Genomic DNA, 20,902 nt, shown 5'->3' on the forward strand with positions numbered 1-20,902 from the left:
CCAGTAGCAGGAGCCCCCGTGATCACCTTCGACTCGCCGGTCGCGACCGTCCTGGGCGACGTCGGTCCGCAGAAGGCCAAGCGCATCACCCAGGTGCTCGGCCTGCACACCGTCGGCGACCTGTTCGACCACTTCCCGCGCCGCTACCTGCCCACCGCGGAGCTGACCCGGCTCGGCAAGCTCTACCCGGGCCAGCTGATCACCGTCGTCGGCGAGATCGAGCGCTCGGAGCTCAAGACCTACCAGGACCGGCGCAGCGGCCGCACCGGCTACCGGGTGGAGGCCGTGCTGGCCACCGGTGGCTCCGGGGGCGACCTCGGCGCCCGGCTGGGCATGACGTTCTTCGCCAAGGGCAAGCACATGGCCGAGCACTTCGAGCAGAAGTACCGCGCGGGCCAGCGGGGGCTGTTCCTGGGCAAGGTCAGCAGCTTCCAGAACCGGTGGCAGCTGACCAACCCGGTGATGTTCCTCTTCGAGTCCGACTTCTTCTCCTCGGTGGCCTCGCTGCCACCGCTGTACCCGATCTACCCGCTCACCAAGGGGGTCTTCACCTGGGACCTCGAACGCGCCGTCACCTTCGCCCGCACCCTGGTCGAGGTGCCCGAGGACCCGCTGCCGCAGGCCGTGCGCGAGGCGCACGGCCTGGTCGACCTGCGCACCGCCTACAGCCAGGTGCACGCCCCCGCGACGCCCCCGGAGGCCGAGGCCGCGCTGCGCCGGTTCCGGTTCGAGGAGGCGCTGGTGACCCAGCTGGTGCTGGCCCGTCGTCGGCGTGCCCAGCAGTCCGTCGGCACCCGCACCCGCGACGGCGGCGACGGCGTCCTGCTGGCCGCCTTCGACGCGCAGCTGCCCTTCGAGCTCACCGCCGGCCAGCGCCGGGTGGGGGCCGAGATCGAGACCGACCTGGCCCGGCCGCACCCGATGAACCGCCTGCTCCAGGGCGAGGTCGGCTCCGGCAAGACCCTCGTGGCGGTGCGCGCGGTGCTGCGGGTGATCGACTCCGGCGGGCAGGCGGCGCTGCTGGCCCCCACCGAGGTCCTGGCGCAGCAGCACCACCGCTCCATCACGGCGATGATGGGCGAGCTCGCCTCCGGAGGGATGCTCGGCGGCTCCGCCGTCGGCACCCAGGTGGAGCTGCTGACCGGCTCGCTCACCAAGGGTCAGCGTCGCGAGCGGCTGCTGCGGATCGCCAGCGGCGAGGCCGGTCTGGTGGTGGGCACGCACGCCCTGCTCGAGGACACCGTCCAGTTCGCCGACCTCGGGCTCGTCGTCGTCGACGAGCAGCACCGCTTCGGCGTCGAGCAGCGCGCCGCCCTGACCGCCAAGGGCATCGACCCTCCGCACGTGCTGGTCATGACCGCCACGCCCATCCCGCGCACGGTGGCCATGACCGTCTTCGGCGACCTCGAGACCTCCACGCTCGACGAGCTGCCCGCCGGCCGCGCCCCCATCCAGACCTCGGTGGTCAACCTGCGCGAGCACCCCGGCTGGATCACCCGGGTCTGGGAGCGGGTGCGCGAGGAGGTCGGGCGCGGGCACCAGGTCTACGTGGTCTGCCCGCGCATCTCGGTCGAGGAGCTCGAGCCCGGCACCCTGCGCGTCGTCGAGCTCGACGAGGACGGACAGCCCGCGGGCGAGGACGACGAGGTGCCGCTGGCCGCCGTCGAGGACGTCGCGCCGCTGCTCTCCACGGGCCCGCTGGCGGGTCTGCGCGTCGAGCGGCTGCACGGGCGGATGGCGCCGGAGGAGAAGGACGCCACGATGACGGCCTTCGCCGCCGGCGAGATCGACGTGCTGGTGAGCACCACGGTCATCGAGGTCGGCGTCGATGTGCACAACGCCACCACCATGGTGATCCTCGACGCCGACCGCTTCGGCGTCTCCCAGCTGCACCAGCTGCGCGGTCGCGTCGGTCGCGGTGGCCTGCCGGGGCTCTGCCTGCTGGTCACCCACACGCGCATCGGGGAGGGGGTCGAGTCCCCGTCGATGATCCGGCTCGGGGCGCTGGCCGACAGCACCGACGGCTTCGAGCTCAGCCGCCTCGACCTCGAGCAGCGCCGGGAGGGCGACGTGCTGGGCAGCCGGCAGTCCGGTGGGCGCTCGCAGCTGCGGCGGCTCAAGGTGCTGCGCGACGAGGAGACGATCCTCGAGGCGCGCGGGGCCGCCGTCGGGCTGCTCGAGGGCGACCCCGAGCTGGAGGCCCACCCGCTGCTGGCCCGCGAGGTCACCGAGCTCGAGGCCTCCCAGGTCTCCGACTTCATCGACAAGTCGTGACCCGGATCATCGGCGGCAGCGCGGGCGGACGCCGCCTGCGCACCCCGCCCGGCGAGGGCACCCGGCCCACCAGCGACCGGGTGCGCGAGGCGCTCTTCTCCGCCGTCCAGGCCTGGGCCGGCACGTGGGAGGGGCTGCGCGTGCTCGACCTCTACGCCGGGTCCGGTGCGCTGGGGCTCGAGGCGTGGTCGCGCGGGGCGGAGGCGGTGACGCTGGTGGAGCACGAGCGGCGCGCGATCGCCGTCATCGAGCTCAACGCGCGCGACCTCGGTGCGCCGGTCGACCTGCGCGCCCGGGCGGTCGACGCGGTGCTCGCCACGCCGCCTGCGGCGCAGGAGCGCTACGACCTGGTGCTGATGGACCCGCCCTACCCGCTGGGCGAGGAGGAGCTGGCCGAGGTGCTCGCGAGCCTCGCGGCGGGCTGGCTGGCGCCGGACGCGCTGGTGGTGGTCGAGCGCGGCTCGCGCAGCCCCGAGCCGCGCTGGCCGGCGCTGGTCGAGGCCTGGCGCTCGCGCCGCTACGGCGAGACCACGCTCTGGTACGGTCGCGCCGCCGCGAGCCCACCCCCGGAAGAGGTCTGAGTAGTGCGCCGAGCCGTCTGCCCCGGGTCCTTCGACCCGGTCACCCACGGCCACCTCGACATCGTCGGCCGCGCGGCCGCGCTGTTCGACGAGGTGGTGGTGGCCGCGGGGGTCAACCCGTCGAAGAACCGTCTCTTCAGCCCCGAGGAACGCCTGGGCATGCTCGAGCGGGCCTGCGCCCCCTGGCCCAACGTGCGCGTCGACGGCTTCACCGGCCTGCTCACCGACTTCTGCCGCGAGCACCAGATCCACGCCATCGTGAAGGGCCTGCGCGCGGTGAGCGACTTCGACTACGAGCTGCAGATGGCGCAGATGAACGCCTCGCTGACCGACGTCGAGACCGTCTTCATCCCCACCAGCCCCGAGTGGTCCTTCCTGGCCTCCTCGCTGGTCAAGGAGGTGGCGCGCTTCGGCGGCGACGTCTCCGCGCTCGTGCCCGACTTCGTCAACACCGCCCTCGTCGATCGGCTGCGCCAGGCCTGACGAGAGCCGACACCCGGCTCGGGAGCCCGCGGTTTGGTCGCGGTCCACCCGGGCGGATACGCTCCTCGCTGGATCTGACGTGCCCGGAACCGGAAGTGAAGCCCTTGTCTGGCCTGGACCCCCGAGCGCCGCTCGTGCTCGACACCCGCGAGCTCGGCCGCCGCGCGGGGTCCCAGCGAGAGGTGGAGCTGACGGTGCCGGCGCCGGCGGATCTGGGCATCGACGTCCTGCGGGTCGCCGAGGGAACGCCGGTCGAGCTCGACCTGCGCCTCGAGGCGGTCCTGGAGGGGGTCCTGGTCACGGGGACGGCGCGAGCCGCCCTCGTCGGCGAGTGCGTGCGCTGCCTGCGCGAGATCGACGACGACGTCGAGGTCGAGCTGCAGGAGCTGTACGTCTACGACGACATCCGCGACCGGGAGCCCGCCGAGGAGGACGACGAGGTCAGCCTGCTCGAGGACGACCTGCTCGACCTCGAGCCCCTGCTGCGGGACGCGGTGGTGCTCGCACTACCCTTCCAGCCGCTGTGCGAGGACGACTGTCCCGGACTGTGCACCGAGTGTGGTGCACGCCTGGCCGACGACCCCGACCACGGCCACGAGGACCCGATCGACCCGCGGTGGGCCGGCCTGACCGCCCTGACGCAGACCGGCCTGACGCAGGACCCGGACAACGACGAACGAGGAGCATGAAGTGGCAGTCCCGAAGCGGAAGATGTCGCGCAGCAACACCCGGCACCGCCGGTCGGCCTGGAAGGCGACCGCGCCCACCCTGGTGACCTGTGCCAACCCCGCCTGCGCGGCCAAGCACCTGCCCCACCGTGCCTGCGGCACCTGCGGTCAGTACGGCGCGCGGTCCGACCGCCGCCAGGTGCTCTGACCGACACCGAGTCGCAGCTCGACCAGCACGTCGAGCTGCGCACGGCGCTCGGGGACCCCGTCCTGGACCCCGAGCTGCTCGAGCGTGCCCTCACGCACCGCTCCTTCGCCTACGAGAACGGTGGGCTGCCCACCAACGAGCGGCTGGAGTTCCTCGGCGACTCGGTGCTCGGCGTCGTCGTCACCGAGACGCTCTACCTGATGCACCCGGACCTCTCCGAGGGGCGTCTGGCCAAGCTGCGCGCGGCCGTCGTCAACGCTCGGGCGCTGGCCCAGGTCGCGCGTGCCATCGGGCTGGGGCGCGAGATCAAGCTCGGTCGCGGCGAGGAGACCACCGGCGGTCGCGAGAAGGCCTCGATCCTCTCCGACACCGTCGAGGCCGTGATCGGTGCCGTGCACCTCAGCGGGGGCCTCACGGCTGCCGCCGACGTGGTGCACCTGCTCTTCGACCCGCTCATCGAGGCCGCCTCGGCGCTCGGGGCGGGACTGGACTGGAAGACCTCGCTGCAGGAGATCTCCGCCGAGCACGCGCTCGGCGTGCCCGAGTACGTCATCACCGACGACGGGCCCGACCACATGAAGACCTTCACCGCGCAGGTCCGTGTGGCCGGCGAGCTGTACGGCAACGGCGTGGGCCGCTCCAAGAAGGAGGCCGAGCAGGCCGCGGCCGAGACGGCCTACCGCGCCGTCAGCTCCTCGCTGGGGCTCGCCGACACCGGCGCCCCGCTGGACTGAGCACACCGTGCCGGAGCTGCCCGAGGTCGAGGTCGTCCGGGCCGGCCTCGAGCGTCACGTCGTCGGTGCCACCGTCACCTCCGTCGAGGTTTTGCACCCGCGCCCGGTGCGTCGCGACCCCCGCGGGCCCGAGGGCTTCGCCGAGGCCCTGGCCGGACGGCGCCTGGTCGGCGCCCGGCGCCGCGGCAAGTACCTGTGGTTGCCGCTGGAGAACGGCGACGCGCTGCTGGCCCACCTCGGCATGAGCGGCCAGATGCTCGTGCAGCCCATCGACGCCGCGCCCGAGCGGCACCTGCGGGTGCGGCTGATGCTGGCCGACGGTCCCGCACCGGGCCGCGACCTGCGCTTCGTGGACCAGCGGATGTTCGGCGGCCTGCTGGTGAGCACCGGTGGCGCCGAGCTGCCGCCCGAGATCGCCCACATCGCCCGCGACCCGCTCGACCCCGGGTTCGACGACGACGCCTTCGTGGTCCGGGTGCGTCAGCGCTCCTCCGGCGTCAAGCGGCTGCTGCTGGACCAGGGCCTGGTCTCCGGGGTCGGCAACATCTACGCCGACGAGGCGCTGTGGCGCGCGCAGCTGCACGGGGAGCGCCCTGGCGACCGACTCACCTCGCGCCAGGTGCACGAGCTGCTGGCCCGCTGCCGCGAGGTGATGGGGGAGGCCCTCGCGCAGGGCGGCACCTCCTTCGACGCTCTCTACGTCAACGTCAACGGCGAGTCCGGCTACTTCGACCGCTCGCTGCACGCCTACGGCCGCCAGGACGAGCCCTGCGACCGGTGCAGCACCCCGATCCGCCGGGTCGCCTTCATGAACCGCTCCAGCTTCTTCTGCCCCCGCTGTCAGCCCGTGCCGCGGCGCCGACGGGTGGTTTGACCGGGGGCGGGTGCCGGTGGGACTCTTGTAGACGGCCCGAACGGGGCCGGCACCACCCGTCACGATCGCACCGTCGTGACGTTCGATCGATGAAAGGCACGACCACATGGCCAAGGCGCTGATCGGCTACCTGAACAGCGACCTGCGCGACCCGCGGCTGGCCTCGGACAACGCGCGGCTGCGTGCCCGCGTCGCCGAGCTCGAGGCGCTGGTCCTGCGGCTCTCGGAGGAGAACGACCGCCTGGTGGCCGCCCGCGCCGCCGAGCTGCTCGACGAGCGCCTGCAGGCGCAGATCACCGAGCAGGCGCAGGAGATGCAGCCCGCCTGACGGCTGGCTGGTCCGGTCCGTGCGGCCCGGGCCGCACCCGGTGGCCCGGTCAGACCACGGTCGTGGTGACCGGCACCGTGTGCACGAACCCCGCGCGTCGCACCTGCACGAAGAACAGCATCCGCCCGGGTTCGTCGATCTCGGTGTGCAGCTCCAGCACCGTCTGCGCGCCGTCGGTCTCGGGCGTGCCGAGCGGGTGCAGGTGGGTCACCGCCCCGGTCTCGACGTCGAAGCCCGTGACGTGGGCGCTGGTGCCCAGGTAGCTCTCCAGCTGGGGCGGCTCGGAGTCGTCGGCGCCCTCGGGGTCGCTCAGGCGCAGCTCGAGGCTGCCCTCGGGACCGCTGGCCAGCTCGGCGTCGGTGCTGACCTCGAGCGCGCCGTCGCTCTCGGTGCTGGTGGCGGAGACCGGCTCGGGCGTCCAGCCGCCCGGGACCGTCGCGGTGGCGCCCAGCAGCACGTGCTCGCCCTCGGCGACGCCGCCGTCGGCCGGCGCGAACTCCGCGATCGCGCGGTAGCGCCCGGAGCCGGCCAGGTTGACCCGCGCCCGCCACGTGCCGTCGTCGTCGAGCACGGGGTGCACGTGTCGGAAGTCCTGCAGGTCCTCACGCACCACGTAGAGGTGCAGCGCCTTCGTCTGCTGCTCGGTGTAGTCGCGCAGCGGCTGCCCCTCGGCGTCGAGGATCCGGAACGACAGCTCGCCCGGCGAGCCGCTGAAGCGCGGCACGCGCAGGTCGCTCATCCGGTAGCCGGCGGCCTCGGCGGTGGTGCCGTCGCCGATGCCCTCGCCGTGGGAGTGGGTCTCGCCCGGCTCGGCCACCCGCGGGGTCACCGTGACGGTGGGCTCCTCCAGCGGCTGCGCCGCGGGGTCGTCGCCCGAGGAGGCGCACCCGGCCAGCAGCAGGCTCGCGAGCGCGGCCGCCAGGGCCGTGCCGGGAGCAGTGGTGAGGCGTCGCATCGCCCTCAAGGCTACGGCTGGATGGAGAGGAAGATGAAGGAGGCCAGCAGCACCAGGTGCACACCGCCCGCCAGCGGCTTGGCGCGACCGGGCACCACCGTCAGCACGGCCACGACCACCGAGACGGCCAGCAGCACGATCTGGGTGGGCTCCAGGCCCAGCGCCAGCGGGCCGTCGAGCCAGATCGAGGCCACCGCGATGGTCGGGATCGTGAGACCGATCGAGGCCATGGCCGAGCCCATCGCCAGGTTGAGGCTCACCTGGGCGCGGTCGGTGAGCGCTGCCCGGACGGCCGCGATCGACTCCGGCAGCAGCACCAGCAGGGCGATCACCACACCGACGACGGCGCGGGGGAAGCCCGCGGCGTCGACACCCGCCTCGATGGTGGGCGAGAGGGTCTTGGCCAGACCGACGACGACCACCAGCGAGACCACCAGCAGCGCGAGGCTCACCAGCGCCTCCCGGGTGGTGGGCGGGTCGGCGTGGCCGTCGCCGTCGGCGTCCACGGGGCCGCGCTCGGCCGCGCGGCGGCCGGCGGCGCTCTCGACGGGCAGGAAGAAGTCGCGGTGGCGCACCGTCTGGGTGAACACGAACATGCCGTAGAGCACGAGCGAGGCGACGGCCGCGAACGCCAGCTGCGAGCTGGAGTACTCCAGGCCCGCGCCGGAGGTGGTGACCGCCGGCAGCACCAGCGCGACGCCGGCCAGGGCCACCACGGTGGCGAGCGCCGAGCCGGTGCCCTCGGCGTTGAACTCGGCGAGGTGGTGCTTGTAGGCGCCCACGACCAGCGAGATGCCCACGATGCCGTTGATGGTGATCATCAGCGCCGCGAAGACGGTGTCGCGCGCCAACGTGGCCGTCCCGTCGCCGCCGCTGATCATGAGCGTGACGATCAGCGCCACCTCGATCACCGTGACGGCGACCGCGAGCACCAGCGACCCGAACGGCTCGCCCACCTTGTGCGCCACCACCTCGGCGTGGTGGACCGCCGCGAGCACCGCTCCGATCAGGAACACCGCGATGAACGCGGCCACCAGCGGCGGGGGATAGGTGCCCCACGAGAACACCAGGACCACGAGGCCGGCGAGCGGCATCCACAGGGTCCAGCGGAATCGTCCCTGCGTCACCTCGGCACTCATGGGGCGAACTGTAGTGAACGAGTGATGTTCGCCGGATCGGCGATCGGGGGGTGACGCTCGTAGGCTGGTGCCATGGCTTCCAGCGTCTTCCCCCGGCTCGAGCCGCGCCTGCACGAGGTGGCCAAGCCCATCCAGTACGTCGGTGGCGAGCTCAACTCCGAGGTCAAGCCCTGGGACTGCGCGCCCGAGGGCGAGACCGTGCGGTGGGCCCTGATGTACCCCGACGCCTACGAGGTCGGCCTGCCCAACCAGGGCGTCCAGATCCTCTACGAGGTGCTCAACGAGCGCGACTGGATCGTGGCCGAGCGCACCTACGCGGTCTGGCCCGACCTCGAGAAGATCATGCGCGAGGGCGACGAGCACGGCCCCATCCCGCAGTTCACCGTCGACGCGCACCGTCCCGTCGGCGCCTTCGACGTCCTCGGCCTCAGCTTCAGCACCGAGCTCGGCTACACCAACATGCTCACCGCGCTCGACCTGGCCGGCATCGCGCTGCACGCCGTCGACCGCGGCGAGGACGACCCGATCGTGCTCGCCGGCGGGCACGCCGCGTTCAACCCCGAGCCGGTCGCCGACTTCCTCGACGCCGCGGTGCTCGGTGACGGCGAGGAGGTCGTGCTCGCGATCTCCGAGCTGGTCCGCGAGTTCAAGGCCGAGGGCCGCCCCGGCGGCCGCGAGGAGCTGCTGCGCCGCCTCGCCGTCACCGGCAACGTGTACGTGCCGCGCTTCTACGACGTCTCCTACGGCCCCGACGGCGCCATCGCCGCCGTCGAGCCCAACCGGCCGGGCATCCCGTTCAAGGTCACCAAGCACACGCTGATGGACCTCGACGCCTGGCCCTACCCCCGCAAGCCGCTGGTGCCGCTGGCCGAGACCGTGCACGAGCGGTTCTCGGTGGAGATCTTCCGCGGCTGCACGCGCGGCTGCCGCTTCTGCCAGGCAGGCATGATCACCCGGCCGGTGCGGGAGCGCTCGATCAAGACCATCGGCGACATGGTCGAGAACGGCGTGCGCCAGACCGGCTTCGAGGAGGTCGGGCTGCTCTCGCTGAGCTCGGCGGACCACACCGAGATCGGCGAGGTGGCCACCGGGCTGGCCGACCGTTACGAGGGCTCCAACGTCTCGCTCTCGCTGCCCTCCACCCGCGTCGACGCCTTCAACATCACCCTGGCCAACGAGTTCTCCCGCAACGGCCGCCGCTCCGGCCTGACGTTCGCGCCCGAGGGCGGCTCGGAGCGGATGCGCAAGGTGATCAACAAGGCGGTCAGCGAGGACGACCTGATCCGCACGGTCGCCGCCGCCTACTCCCACGGCTGGCGCCAGGTGAAGCTCTACTTCATGTGCGGCCTGCCCACCGAGACCGACGACGACGTGCTCGCCATCGCCGACCTCGCCAAGCGCGTCATCGCCACCGGTCGGGAGGTCTCAGGCCGCAACGACGTGCGCTGCACCGTCTCGATCGGCGGCTTCGTGCCCAAGCCGCACACCCCCTTCCAGTGGGCCGCGCAGCTCGACACCGCGACCACCGACGCCCGCCTGGCCAAGCTGCGCGACGTCGTCCGCTCCGACAAGCGCTACGGTCGCGCCATCGGCTTCCGCTACCACGACGGCGAGCCCGGCGCGGTCGAGGGACTGCTCTCGCGCGGGGACCGTCGCGTGGGTCGCGTCATCGAGCAGGTCTGGCGCGACGGCGGCCGCTTCGACGGCTGGAGCGAGCACTTCTCCTACGAGCGCTGGGCCTCCGCGGCCGAGCGCGGGCTGGCCGGCACCGGCGTCGACCTGGCCTGGTTCACCACGCGCGAGCGCGGCTACGACGAGGTGCTGCCCTGGGACCACCTGGACTCCGGCCTCGACAAGGACTGGCTCTGGGCCGACTGGGAGGACGCGCTCGCCGTCGCCGAGGACCCCGAGGCCGTGCCCGACGTCGAGGACTGCCGCTGGACGCCCTGCTACGACTGCGGGGTGTGCCCCGAGATGGGCACCGAGATCCAGATCGGCCCCACCGGCCAGACGCTGCTGCCGCTCTCCGTGGTCTGAGGGGCCCGGCCACTAGTCTCGCGGCCGTGACGACGCCCGAGGACCTGACCGTGACCGTCCGCGAGGGACGGCCCGAGCTGGACGAGCAGCTCTCGGGCCTCCTCGACGTGGTCAACACCGCGCGCACCGCGCCGCTGCCCGCGGCGCGGGAGCTGACGGTGGCCGTGCACGACGCGGGCGGGGACCTGGTGGCCGGGCTGAGCGGGTGGACCTGGGCCGAGGCGGCCGGCATCGCGATGACGTGGGTGCACGAGGAGCGCCGCGGTCAGGCGCTCGGCACCCGTCTGCTGGCCGAGTTCGAGGCCGAGGCGGTGCGCCGCGGCGTGCTGCGGGTCTTCGTCACCTCCTTCACCTTCCAGGCGCCCGGCTTCTACGAGCGCCACGGCTACCGCGAGATCTTCCGCTGGGAGGGCGTGCCCGTGGCCGGCCAGGACGACGTGCACCTGCGCAAGGAGCTCGTCGCCCGCCCTCGAAACGACGAAGTCAGCGGAGGGGCTTCGTGAGCTGTGATCCGTCAGAGCGATGGGCGATGCACACGAAGGCGTCACCACGCGCGGGGTCAGGTGACTCGGTGAGAGAGGTCATTGTCATGTTCGCTGGCAAGGACTCGAGGACGCTTAGCGTTACGTAAGGCTCACAGAAATCCCCGCGGGTCGGATCCCCATAAAATTGTGCCGCCTCAGCGCTGAGTTCTCCCGCGGCCAGCACTTCGCCGTCGTGTGGCTCATCGCAGCTCACGACCTGAATGACACTGACCGAGTCGCTCTTGTCGTCCGTGAGGCCATCTGCATCGATGCACTCACCTCGCTTGAGGTCTGCAACGGCCGCGCCGACCAACGAGCCGATCCCTGCGAGCCCGAGCACCAGCAGCACCCCGACCATCACCAGCGAGACCACGATGGCCGCGATTGCCAGGCCCCGGCCGGCGCGCCGGCTGGTCAGCACCACGATGCCCATGATGAACGCGGCGACCTGGGTCAGGCAGAGCGGGAGGAACGCCAGCACCAGTGCCGCGACCGCCAACCCCTTGCCGCCCTGGGGAGCCGGCGCCTGGCCGAACGGCGCTTGGCCGTAGGGGTTCTGCCCGGGGCCGGGCGCGTAGGGGTTCTGCCCGGGGCCGGGCGCGTAGGGGTTCTGCCCGAACGGCGGCTGACTGCCCGTCTGGTAGGGGTTCTGCGGCTGTCCAGGTTGTCCCGGTCCGGGCGGTGGGGGCGTGGACGACATCGGGATCTCCTGGGCGACTGGGCACGGCCTGCGCTGCCGGCACCGCCGGGGGATCCGGCGTGCCCGTGCGCGCCTCAGCGTAGGGCGTGGAGGATGGCCCGGTGCGAGAGTTCAGCGACGACGAGCGACGCCGGCGCCTCCTAGTGCGTCACCGGCTCACCGCGGCCACGCGGGCGGCGACGCCCGAGGAGGCCACCGAGGCCGTCGGGGTGCTGCACAGCACCGAGCCCGCCACGGTCTACCTGAGCGTGCGGGTGCGGGCGCCGCACCTGGGCGTGGACGACGTCGACCGCGCGCTCCACCGGGACCGCACGCTGGTCAAGCAGCTCGCGATGCGCCGCACCCTGTTCGTCTTCCCCCGGGCGCTGCTGCCCGCCGCCTGGGGCAGCGCCGCGGCGCGCGTGGCCGCCACCGAGCGGGCCGGCCTGGTCAAGGGCGTCGAGTCCTCCGGCCTGGCCACCGATGGCGCCGCGTGGGTCGAGGAGCGCCGAGCCGAGATCGTGGCAGCCGTGGCAGCGACGCCGTCGGGGCTGACCGCCGTCGAGGTGCGCGAGGCCGTGCCGGGGGCCGCGGTGCAGGTGAGCGTCCCGGGCGGCGTCGTCCCCGCCCACACCCGGCTGCTCACCCACCTGGGCCTCACCGCCGACCTGGTGCGCGGCGAGAACACCCAGCACTGGCGGCTCTCGCGCCCGCGGTGGGCGCCCATGGAATCCTGGCTCGGCGCGGAGCCGGTGGCGACGACCTCGGCGCAGGGGTACGCCGAGCTGGTGCGCACCTGGCTCGAGCGCTTCGCGCCCGGCACCGAGGAGGACCTGGTGTGGTGGCTGGGGGCCACCAAGGGCGCGGTGCGCGCGGCCCTGACCGAGGTGGGAGCGGTGGCGGTGCAGCTGGAGGACGGCGGGCCCGCCTGGGTGCTGCCCGGTGACGAGGAGACCCACGAGGACCCGGGTCCCGAGCCGCACGTGGCGCTGCTGCCCGTGCTGGACCCCACGGTCATGGGCTGGCGCGGTCGCGACTGGTACCTGGAGCCGGCGCTCGCCGCCCGGCTCTTCGACCGCAACGGCAACGCCGGCACGACCGCGTGGGTCGACGGTCGGGCCGTGGGCTGCTGGGTGCAAGGCGCCGACGGCGTCGTCCACGTGGCGGTGGAGCCCTCCGCCGAGGTCTCGCCGGCCGCACGCGCGGCTCTGCAGCACGAGGCGGAGCAGCTGGGGGAGTGGCTCGACGGCGAGCGGGTGGGCACCGTCTACCCTTCCCCTGCCATGAAGGACGCACGCGAGCAGCTGGGAGAGGCGCAGGTGACCCGGGGATGAGCCGCCAGCAGCCCGAGCAGCAGGCGCCCCCCGTGCAGCGGCTGCGGGTGCGCTACGCCAAGCGCGGTCGGCTGCGCTTCACCAGCCACCGCGACGTGAGCCGCGCCGTCGAGCGCGCCATCTTCCGCGCCCGGGTGCCGATGGCCTACTCCTCGGGCTTCAACCCGCACCCACGCATCTCCTACGCCGGGGCGGCCCCCACCGGTGCGGCCAGCGAGGCGGAGTACCTGGAGCTCGCGCTGAGCGCCGAGGTGGAGCCCGCCGCGATCCGCGCCTCGCTCGACGAGGCGCTGCCCCCGGGCCTGGACGTGCTCGAGGTCGTGGTCTCGCCGGGCGGCGGCGTGGCCGACCGCCTCGAGGCGAGCCTGTGGCACCTCGACGTCGCCCTCGACCACGACAAGGCCGCCCGGATGGTCGCGGCCTTCCTGGCCGAGCCCGAGGTGCCGGTGGAGCGGATGACCAAGAAGGGCCTGCGCGAGTTCGACTGCCGCGGCGCGGTGGTGCGTCTCGAGGTGGCGCCCCTGCCCGGTGAGGGCCCGTGGAGCACCCGCCTGGAGCTGCTGCTGCGACACGCCGTGCCCGCCGTCCGTCCCGACGACGTGCTGACCGGTCTGGCCGCCGCCTCCGGTCAGGCCGTGCCGGGAGGGGCCCTGCTGACCAGGCTGGCACAGGGTCCGTTCGACGAGGCGACCTCCTCGGTCGGCGACCCGCTCGGCTGACGACTCCTCCCGGTCGTGCGGTCCCGATCGGGTGTCGAGATCCCGGCACCGGGCGTCGGCTGTGCGATACTCGCCGAGGTCGCCGCCCGGAGCAGCTCTCGAGCCCGCTCCCCGAGGTGACCCGACGACGTTCTCGCCGTCCGGCTCCGGTCGGGAGGCACGGCGGGCGCAGGTCGTCGCCAGACCGCGACGCGGCCCGACCGGCCGTCGACCGCGGCAGGCGTCGGCCGGTACCCGACGACGCAGCACGCGGAGGGCTTCGCCGTACCCGATGACAGGCTTCGTGCCGCCGGGCCCGGGAACCTCCGGCCACCGGCGGCGCGCCAGAGATGCCCGGCCGCAGTCGCCGCCGGGCCAGGAGCAGCACATGGCTGACGACGACTTCCCGACGACCACCTCGACGCCGGAGGGGGCCGACACGCCGCCTGACGCGGGGCCCGAGGCAGGACCCGACACGGGACCCGACGAGGGCGCGCCCCCGGCGAAGAAGGCGGCCGCGAAGAAGGCCGCGGCCAAGAAGACGACGGCGAAGAAGGCCCCCGCCAAGAAGGCCGCCACCAAGAAGGCCACCGCCAAGAAGGCGACGACGAAGAAGGCCGCTGCCGGCCCCGAGGTCCCCGAGGCGGCCGTCGAGACCGGCGAGGCCGGCGACGTGCCCCTGGACGTGCCGCTCGACGTGGCGCTCGAGGCCCCGGGCGACGAGCAGGGCGAGGCTCCGGCGAAGAAGGCGACCCGCGCCAAGAAGACCACCACGAAGCGCACCTCGACGCGCAAGAAGGCGGCTGCGAGCGCCGAGGCGCCCGAGCCCGCGGCCGAGCCGAGCGCCGAGGCGCTCGAGCCTGCTGCCGAGCCCGCCCCTGAGCCGGCCGCCGAGTCGGGGGTCCCGGGTGCCGCGGTGCTCTTCCAGCCGCCTGCTGCCCCGTCCCGGACGCGCAAGCGCACCGCCTCGAAGAAGAAGGCCGCCCCCGAGCCCGAGCCCGAGCAGGCCCCGGAGCTCGAGGAGGCCGCGGCGGTCGCGCCGGAGCCCGAGGTGGACCCCGAGACCGCCGTCGACCCGCTGGCCGAGGCCGACGCCGAGGCGATCGCGGACCCCGCTGCCGAGCCGGCGTCCGACGAGACGTCCGACCAGGAGTCCGACGCCAGCGACGTCGACGACTCCAGCGACTCCAGCGACTCCGACAGCGACGAGGACTCCGAGGACTCCCAGGACAGTGAGTCCGGCCCGCGTCGCCGCCGGCGCCGCGGCGGTCGACGCCGCCGCAAGTCCGCAGGCGGCGGCCAGGACACCGACGGCGACCAGGCCGTGGGGGACGCCGGCGACCGGAGCGACAAGAACGACAAGAGCGACAAGGACGGCAAGACCGACAAGGACGGCAAGGACGAGGACTCCGGCCGGTCCGAGAGCGGCCCGGGCGCCGCGCAGGACGAGTCCGGCGGGGACGGTGGCGAGGAGGAGTCCTCGAGCGGCACCCGGCGTCGGCGTCGTCGGCGCCGCGACGGTGACAGCGGTGGCGGCTCGGGCGAGGACCCGCAGAACACCGTCACCCGGGTGCGCAAGGGTCGCTCGGCCGAGGACGAGATCACCGCGGTCAGCGGCTCGACCCGCCTGGAGGCCAAGAAGCAGCGCCGCCGCGAGGGCCGCGAGGCCGGACGCCGCCGGGCGCCGATCGTCAGCGAGTCGGAGTTCCTGGCCCGCCGCGAGGCGGTGGACCGCGTGATGGTGATCCGCCAGCGCGAGGACCTCACCCAGATCGGCGTGCTCGAGGACAAGGTGCTCGTGGAGCACTACGTGGCCCGCGAGTCGCAGACCTCGCTGATCGGCAACGTCTACATCGGCCGGGTGCAGAACGTGCTGCCCTCCATGGAGGCGGCGTTCATCGACATCGGCAAGGGTCGCAACGCGGTGCTCTACGCCGGCGAGGTCAACTGGTCCTCGCTCGGCCACAAGGAGGGCACCCCCCGCAAGATCGAGTCGGTGCTGAGCTCGGGCCAGAGCGTGCTCGTGCAGGTCACCAAGGACCCGGTCGGCCACAAGGGCGCACGCCTGACCAGCCAGGTCAGCCTGGCTGGGCGCTTCCTGGTCTACGTGCCCGACGGCACCACCAGCGGCATCTCGCGCAAGCTGCCCGACACCGAGCGTCACCGCCTCAAGACCCTGCTCAAGCAGATCGTCCCCGAGACCGCCGGCGTGATCGTGCGCACCGCCGCCGAGGGCGCCTCCGAGGACGAGCTGACCCGCGACGTCGAGCGGCTCAAGGCGCGCTGGGAGGAGATCGAGGGCAAGGCCAAGGGTGGCGCCCCCAAGCTGCTCTACGGCGAGCCGGACCTGACCCTCAAGGTGGTCCGGGACCTGTTCACCGAGGACTTCTCGCGCCTGGTGATCCAGGGCGAGGAGGCGTGGGAGACCGTGCACGGCTACGTGGAGTCGATGGCGCCGGACCTGCTGCCGCGGCTGGAGCGGCACGAGGGCGACCGCGACGTGTTCGCCGCGTACCGCATCGACGAGCAGATCGCCAAGGCGCTGGACCGCAAGGTCTGGCTGCCCTCGGGCGGCTCGCTGATCATCGACCGCACCGAGGCGATGACCGTCGTCGACGTCAACACCGGCAAGTTCACCGGCTCCGGGGGCAACCTGGAGGAGACGGTCACCAAGAACAACCTGGAGGCCGCCGAGGAGGTCGTGCGCCAGCTGCGGCTGCGCGACATCGGCGGCATCATCGTCGTCGACTTCATCGACATGGTGCTGGAGTCCAACCGCGACCTGGTGCTGCGTCGGATGGTGGAGTGCCTGGGCCGCGACCGCACCCGCCACCAGGTGGCGGAGGTGACCTCGCTGGGTCTGGTGCAGATGACGCGCAAGCGCATCGGCACCGGTCTGCTGGAGGCGTTCAGCGAGAACTGCCCGCACTGCCAGGGCCGTGGCCTGGTGCTGCACGACGTGCCGGTCGAGGCGCGTGGCGGCGGCAACGGCGGCAACGGCAACGGCGGCGGTGGCGGCAACGGCGGCGGTGGCGGTGGCACCGCGGGCAACGGGTCGGGCGACGACGACAGTGGTCGCCGTGGCCGCGGACGTGGGCGCGGACGCGGCCGGGGCGAGGAGTCCCCGAGCCCCGCACCGGTGGCGCCCAAGCCGCCGACCCCGGCCCAGGTGGCTGCGATGGCCAAGGCGCCGCGGCCCGAGCAGCCGGCCGAGGCGGCCGAGACCGGCGAGACAGGCGAGGCAGCCGGGTCGGGCGAGGTCACCGAGATGACGACCGAGGTGATCGAGCAGCCGCAGGCCGCGGACACCGAGGCGCAGCCCGCCGCGGAGCCCGCCGCGGAGCCCGCCGAGGAGCAGGCCGAGCAGGAGGCACCCCGGCGCTCGCGCCGGTCCCGTGGGTCGCGCGGCTCCCGGGGCCCGAGTGACTCCGCCTCGCCCGCCGAGCCGGAGCCGGCTGTCGAGCCGGAGCCCGCTGTCGAGCCGGAGCCCGCTGCGGAGCCGGAGCCTGCTGCCGAGCCGGAGCCGGCCGCCGAGCCCGAGCCGGCCGCCGAGCCGGAGCCGGCCGCCGAGCCGGTGGACACCGCACCGCGCGTGGTCACCCGGACCCGGCGCAGCGCGCGGCCGGCACAGGGCCCGATCAGCACGGGGGAGGGCGTGGCGATCACGGTCGCCAGCACCCCCGCTGCGCCGGTGGAGCCGCTGGCGCCCGTGGCCCCGCCCACGGTCGTCACCCGGACCCGCACCCGGCGTGCGCCGCGCAGCGCGGGCTCCGCCGCGTCGACAGGCTCCCCGGAGCCCACCGACGAGGGCTGAGACCGGCTCGAATTGCTGAGCGGGGTCGCGTTCCGTACGATGATCCTTCGGTGTGCCACGAGTGCGCCTCGCTCGGCACCAGTCGTTCCGCGCCGCCCCGCCTGCGGGTGGGGGCGCCAGCGCAGGTGACGGCCCCACCACCGGCCCAACCGGCCACCACCCGAACGTGACATGACGACGAAGGAGACCGCGGTGTACGCGATCGTGCGCGCAGGCGCCAAGCAGCAGAAGGTCGCTGTGGGCGACGTCATCGAGATCGACCTGGTCTCGACGCCGGTCGGCGACACCCTGACGCTCCCCGTCGTCATGGCCGTCGACGGCGACAAGGTGACCGCCACCGGACTCGACAAGGCCACGGCCACCGTCGAGGTCCTCGGCGGCACCAAGGGCCCCAAGATCGTCATCCAGAAGTACAAGAACAAGACCGGCTACAAGAAGCGCCAGGGTCACCGCCAGAAGTACACCCAGGTCAAGGTCACCGACATCAGCCTCTGAGCCTCCGGCTCAGTCACCCACACGCTCTGCGAAGGATCACGAGATGGCACACAAGAAGGGCGCCGCGTCCACCAAGAACGGCCGCGACTCCAACTCCCAGCGCCTCGGCGTGAAGCGCTTCGGTGGTCAGGCCGTCAACGCCGGCGAGATCATCGTGCGCCAGCGCGGCACCCACTTCCACCCCGGCAGCGGCGTCGGCCGCGGCGGCGACGACACCCTGTTCGCGCTCATGGCGGGCTCGGTGGAGTTCGGCCGCAAGCGCGGTCGCAAGGTCGTCAACATCGTTCCTGGTGAGTGACCTGACCTCCCCGCACCACAGCTGAGTCGAAGGGCGTCCCGCTGGCCGGGGCGCCCTTCGTCGTCCCCACCCCCTTCCGCCCGGCTCACACACCCAGCACCAGGAGTCCCCATGGCCGTCCCCACCTTCGTCGACCGGGTCACGTTGCACGTGGCCGCCGGGCGCGGTGGACACGGCGTGGCCTCCGTGCACCGCGAGAAGTTCAAGCCGCTCGGGGGCCCCGACGGCGGCAACGGCGGTCCCGGCGGCTCGGTGATCCTGCGCGTGGACCCCGACGTGACGACGCTGGTGGACTACCACCACAGCCCCAAGCGACGCGCCGAGAACGGCGCGGGCGGCGCCGGCGGCCACAAGAACGGCTCGCACGGTGCCGACCTGGTGCTGTCGGTGCCCGACGGCACCGTGGTGAGCAGCCAGGGCGAGGTGATCGCCGACCTGGTGGGGCCGGGCACCGAGCTGATCGTCGCCGAGGGCGGACGCGGCGGCCTGGGCAACGCGGCGCTGGCCTCGGCCAAGCGCAAGGCGCCCGGCTTCGCACTGCTGGGCGAGCAGGGCGAGGAGCTCGAGATCACCCTCGAGCTCAAGGTCGTCGCCGACGTCGGGCTCGTGGGCTTCCCCAGCGCTGGCAAGTCCAGCCTGATCGCCTCGATGTCGCGGGCACGCCCCAAGATCGCCGACTACCCCTTCACGACCCTGGTGCCCAACCTCGGCGTCGTCGTCGCGGGAGAGACCACCTACACCGTGGCCGACGTTCCGGGGCTGATCGAGGGCGCCAGCGAGGGACGCGGCCTGGGCCACGACTTCCTGCGCCACATCGAGCGCTGCGCCGCGATCGTGCACGTCGTCGACACCGCCAGCATCGAGCCCGGCCGCAACCCGGTCGACGACCTCGACGTCATCGAGAACGAGCTCGGCCGCTACGGCGGCCTCGAGGACCGCCCGCGGCTGGTGGCCCTGAACAAGGTCGACGTGCCCGACGGGCGCGAGATCGGCGAGATGGTGCTCGACGACCTGCGCGAGCGCGGGCTGGCCGTCTTCCCGGTCTCCGCCGCCTCGGGCGAGGGGGTGCGTGAGCTGACCTTCGCGATGGCCGAGATCGTGCGGGCCGCGCGCGCCGAGCGCGAGGTGGCGGTGGCGACGCGGATCGTGCTGCGCCCGCCCAGTGCCGACGGCGGGACCGACTTCACCGTGCGCAGCACGGGCGAGGGGTGGCGGGTGCGCGGCACCAAGCCCGAGCGCTGGGTGCGCCAGACCGACTTCTCCAACGACGAGGCCGTGGGCTACTTGGCCGACCGGCTCAACCGGTTGGGCGTGGAGAAGAAGCTGGTCGAGCTGGGCGCCGAGGAGGGCGACGCGGTGCTGATCGGCCCCGAGCACGACTCGGTGGTCTTCGACTTCAAGCCGGGCATCGACGCCGGCGCCGAGATCCTCTCGCGCCGCGGCGAGGACCAGCGCTTCGACGCCGAGCGGCCCGCCGCCGCGCGCCGTCGTCAGATCCAGGAGGGTCTGGTCGACCGGGCCGAGGGCGAGACCCGAGCCGACGTCGCCCGCCGCCTGGCAGCCGCACACGCGGCCGAGCAGGCCGAGCTCGCCCCGCGTCCCGCCACCGGCCCGAGCTCCTACGAGATCGGCTCGGCCGACGACCCCGACTGGGCCGAGTCCGACCCCGATGCGCGCTGAGGTCACCGGCGCCCGCCGGGTCGTCGTCAAGGTCGGCTCCTCCTCGCTCACCACGGCCGCCGGTGGCATCGACCCGGCGCGGCTCTCCGCCCTGGTGGAGGTGCTGGCCGCGTGCCGCGCCCGCGGGGCCGAGGTGGTGCTCGTCTCCTCGGGTGCCATCGCGGCGGGCCTCGCGCCGCTCGGTCTGCGTACCCGCCCCCGCGGGCTGGCCGCGCAGCAGGCGGCCGCCTCGGTGGGGCAGGGGCTGCTGGTGCAGCGCTACACCGAGGAGCTCGCGCGGCACGGCCTGGTGGCCGGCCAGGTGTTGCTGACCCTCGACGACGTCACGCGCCGCGCCCACTACCGCAACGCGCTCGCCACCTTCGCCAAGCTGCTCGAGCTGGGCGTGCTGCCGATCGTCAACGAGAACGACACCGTGGCCACCACCGAGATCCGGTTCGGCGACAACGACCGGTTGGCCGCGCTCGTGGCGCACCTGGTGCACGCCGACCTGCTGGTGCTGCTCTCCGACGTGGACGGTCTCTACGACGGCGACCCCCGCGAGCCCGGCACCTCGCTGGTGCCCGAGGTGGCCTCGGCCGAGGACCTCGACGGCGTCAGCATCGGCAGCACCGGCGCCGCCGGCGTCGGGACCGGCGGCATGCAGACCAAGGTGCAGGCCGCGCAGATCGCCACCGGCGCCGGGATACCGGTGGTGCTGACCGCGGCCGACCGGGCCGCCGAGGCCCTGGCCGGCGAGCCGGTGGGCACGCTCTTCCACGCCACGGGCCGTCGCCGCCCCGCCCGGCTGCTCTGGCTGGCCCACGCCACCGAGCCCCGCGGCACACTGCTGCTCGACGACGGCGCCGTCCAGGCCGTCCTGCACCGTCGCGCCTCGCTGCTGGCGGCGGGAGTCACGGGGGCCACCGGCAGCTTCGTGGCCGGCGACCCGGTCGACCTGGCGGGGCCCGACGGCGTCGCGATCGCCCGCGGGCTGGTCAACTTCGACGCCGCCGAGGTGCCGAGCCTCGTGGGGCGCTCCTCGGCCGACCTCAAGCGCGAGCTCGGCGCCGCCTACGAGCGCGAGGTCGTGCACCGCGACGACCTCGTCCTCCTCTGA

20 protein-coding genes are annotated in these 20,902 nt (G+C 73.5%); 17 read left to right on the forward strand and 3 right to left on the reverse strand.

Going from position 1 to position 20,902, the window contains the following annotated elements:
* Positions 1-18 precede the first annotated feature (18 nt).
* From ABD948_RS07390 to ABD948_RS07425, 8 genes are all read left to right on the forward strand, one after another.
* Positions 19-2,274 carry an ATP-dependent DNA helicase RecG gene (locus ABD948_RS07390; RefSeq protein WP_345264171.1) on the forward strand — a complete coding sequence of 752 codons (2,256 nt, stop codon included), beginning with the start codon at positions 19-21 and terminating at the stop codon, positions 2,272-2,274.
* A complete protein-coding gene (gene rsmD / locus ABD948_RS07395; RefSeq protein WP_345264173.1) occupies positions 2,271-2,855 on the forward strand; it encodes a 16S rRNA (guanine(966)-N(2))-methyltransferase RsmD in 585 nt (194 codons plus the stop codon). The genes ABD948_RS07390 and rsmD overlap by 4 nt, the downstream gene beginning before the upstream one ends.
* A 3-nt stretch (positions 2,856-2,858) precedes the next feature.
* Positions 2,859-3,338 (forward strand): pantetheine-phosphate adenylyltransferase, encoded by a 480-nt coding sequence (coaD, locus tag ABD948_RS07400; RefSeq protein ID WP_345264175.1) that lies wholly within the window; start codon positions 2,859-2,861, stop codon positions 3,336-3,338.
* 104 nt (positions 3,339-3,442) lie between these two features.
* On the forward strand, positions 3,443-4,027 hold the full coding sequence (locus ABD948_RS07405) for a YceD family protein (RefSeq protein WP_345264485.1): 585 nt from the start codon (positions 3,443-3,445) through the stop codon (positions 4,025-4,027).
* Between the two features lies 1 nt (position 4,028).
* Entirely contained in the window at positions 4,029-4,214 is a 186-nt protein-coding gene (gene rpmF, locus ABD948_RS07410; RefSeq protein WP_345264177.1) for a 50S ribosomal protein L32, read from the forward strand.
* A 74-nt stretch (positions 4,215-4,288) separates the two neighbouring features.
* Positions 4,289-4,948 carry a ribonuclease III gene (rnc, locus tag ABD948_RS07415; protein WP_425576546.1) on the forward strand — a complete coding sequence of 220 codons (660 nt, stop codon included), beginning with the start codon at positions 4,289-4,291 and terminating at the stop codon, positions 4,946-4,948.
* Positions 4,949-4,955: 7 nt separating this feature from the next.
* Entirely contained in the window at positions 4,956-5,822 is an 867-nt protein-coding gene (gene mutM / locus ABD948_RS07420) for a bifunctional DNA-formamidopyrimidine glycosylase/DNA-(apurinic or apyrimidinic site) lyase (protein WP_345264179.1), read from the forward strand.
* A 106-nt stretch (positions 5,823-5,928) separates the two neighbouring features.
* Positions 5,929-6,150 carry a hypothetical protein gene (locus ABD948_RS07425; RefSeq protein ID WP_345264181.1) on the forward strand — a complete coding sequence of 74 codons (222 nt, stop codon included), beginning with the start codon at positions 5,929-5,931 and terminating at the stop codon, positions 6,148-6,150.
* A 49-nt stretch (positions 6,151-6,199) separates the two neighbouring features.
* Here ABD948_RS07425 and ABD948_RS07430 read toward each other — a convergent pair whose 3' ends face one another.
* Positions 6,200-7,105: a hypothetical protein gene (locus ABD948_RS07430; RefSeq protein WP_345264183.1), complete on the reverse strand. Its 906-nt coding sequence runs from the start codon at positions 7,103-7,105 to the stop codon at positions 6,200-6,202.
* A gap of 11 nt (positions 7,106-7,116) precedes the next feature.
* Entirely contained in the window at positions 7,117-8,244 is a 1,128-nt protein-coding gene (locus tag ABD948_RS07435) for a calcium:cation antiporter (protein ID WP_345264185.1), read from the reverse strand.
* A gap of 72 nt (positions 8,245-8,316) precedes the next feature.
* Here ABD948_RS07435 and ABD948_RS07440 point away from each other — a divergent pair, with 72 nt between their 5' ends.
* Both ABD948_RS07440 and ABD948_RS07445 read left to right on the forward strand, forming a co-directional pair.
* Positions 8,317-10,281: a TIGR03960 family B12-binding radical SAM protein gene (locus tag ABD948_RS07440; protein WP_345264187.1), complete on the forward strand. Its 1,965-nt coding sequence runs from the start codon at positions 8,317-8,319 to the stop codon at positions 10,279-10,281.
* Positions 10,282-10,307: 26 nt separating this feature from the next.
* Complete coding sequence (locus ABD948_RS07445; RefSeq protein ID WP_345264189.1) at positions 10,308-10,784, forward strand: GNAT family N-acetyltransferase; 477 nt, start codon at positions 10,308-10,310, stop codon at positions 10,782-10,784.
* Here the strand turns inward: ABD948_RS07445 and ABD948_RS07450 are convergent.
* Positions 10,765-11,505 carry a DUF4190 domain-containing protein gene (locus ABD948_RS07450; protein ID WP_345264191.1) on the reverse strand — a complete coding sequence of 247 codons (741 nt, stop codon included), beginning with the start codon at positions 11,503-11,505 and terminating at the stop codon, positions 10,765-10,767. The genes ABD948_RS07445 and ABD948_RS07450 overlap by 20 nt on opposite strands.
* A 101-nt stretch (positions 11,506-11,606) precedes the next feature.
* Between ABD948_RS07450 and ABD948_RS07455 the strand changes: the two genes are divergently transcribed.
* The 7 genes from ABD948_RS07455 (at position 11,607) to proB (ending at position 20,902) form a co-directional block, all read left to right on the forward strand.
* Positions 11,607-12,818 (forward strand): winged helix DNA-binding domain-containing protein, encoded by a 1,212-nt coding sequence (locus tag ABD948_RS07455; protein WP_345264193.1) that lies wholly within the window; start codon positions 11,607-11,609, stop codon positions 12,816-12,818.
* Entirely contained in the window at positions 12,815-13,537 is a 723-nt protein-coding gene (locus ABD948_RS07460; RefSeq protein WP_345264195.1) for a TIGR03936 family radical SAM-associated protein, read from the forward strand. Before ABD948_RS07455 ends, ABD948_RS07460 begins: the two co-directional genes overlap by 4 nt.
* Positions 13,538-13,904: 367 nt before the next feature.
* Positions 13,905-17,330: an Rne/Rng family ribonuclease gene (locus tag ABD948_RS07465; RefSeq protein WP_345264197.1), complete on the forward strand. Its 3,426-nt coding sequence runs from the start codon at positions 13,905-13,907 to the stop codon at positions 17,328-17,330.
* A gap of 192 nt (positions 17,331-17,522) precedes the next feature.
* Positions 17,523-17,825 (forward strand): 50S ribosomal protein L21, encoded by a 303-nt coding sequence (gene rplU, locus ABD948_RS07470; RefSeq protein ID WP_345264487.1) that lies wholly within the window; start codon positions 17,523-17,525, stop codon positions 17,823-17,825.
* Positions 17,826-17,868: 43 nt separating this feature from the next.
* Positions 17,869-18,123, forward strand: coding sequence for a 50S ribosomal protein L27 (gene rpmA / locus ABD948_RS07475; RefSeq protein WP_345264199.1), 255 nt, complete (start codon positions 17,869-17,871; stop codon positions 18,121-18,123).
* Between the two features lie 111 nt (positions 18,124-18,234).
* The gene (gene obgE / locus ABD948_RS07480; protein WP_345264201.1) at positions 18,235-19,803 is read left to right on the forward strand and encodes a GTPase ObgE; all 1,569 of its coding nucleotides are present in this window, start codon (positions 18,235-18,237) and stop codon (positions 19,801-19,803) included.
* On the forward strand, positions 19,793-20,902 hold the full coding sequence (gene proB, locus ABD948_RS07485; RefSeq protein WP_345264203.1) for a glutamate 5-kinase: 1,110 nt from the start codon (positions 19,793-19,795) through the stop codon (positions 20,900-20,902). The genes obgE and proB overlap by 11 nt, the downstream gene beginning before the upstream one ends.

Origin of the sequence: Nocardioides nanhaiensis, from assembly GCF_039542785.1 — a bacterium.
Lineage (GTDB): Bacteria > Actinomycetota > Actinomycetes > Propionibacteriales > Nocardioidaceae > Nocardioides > Nocardioides nanhaiensis.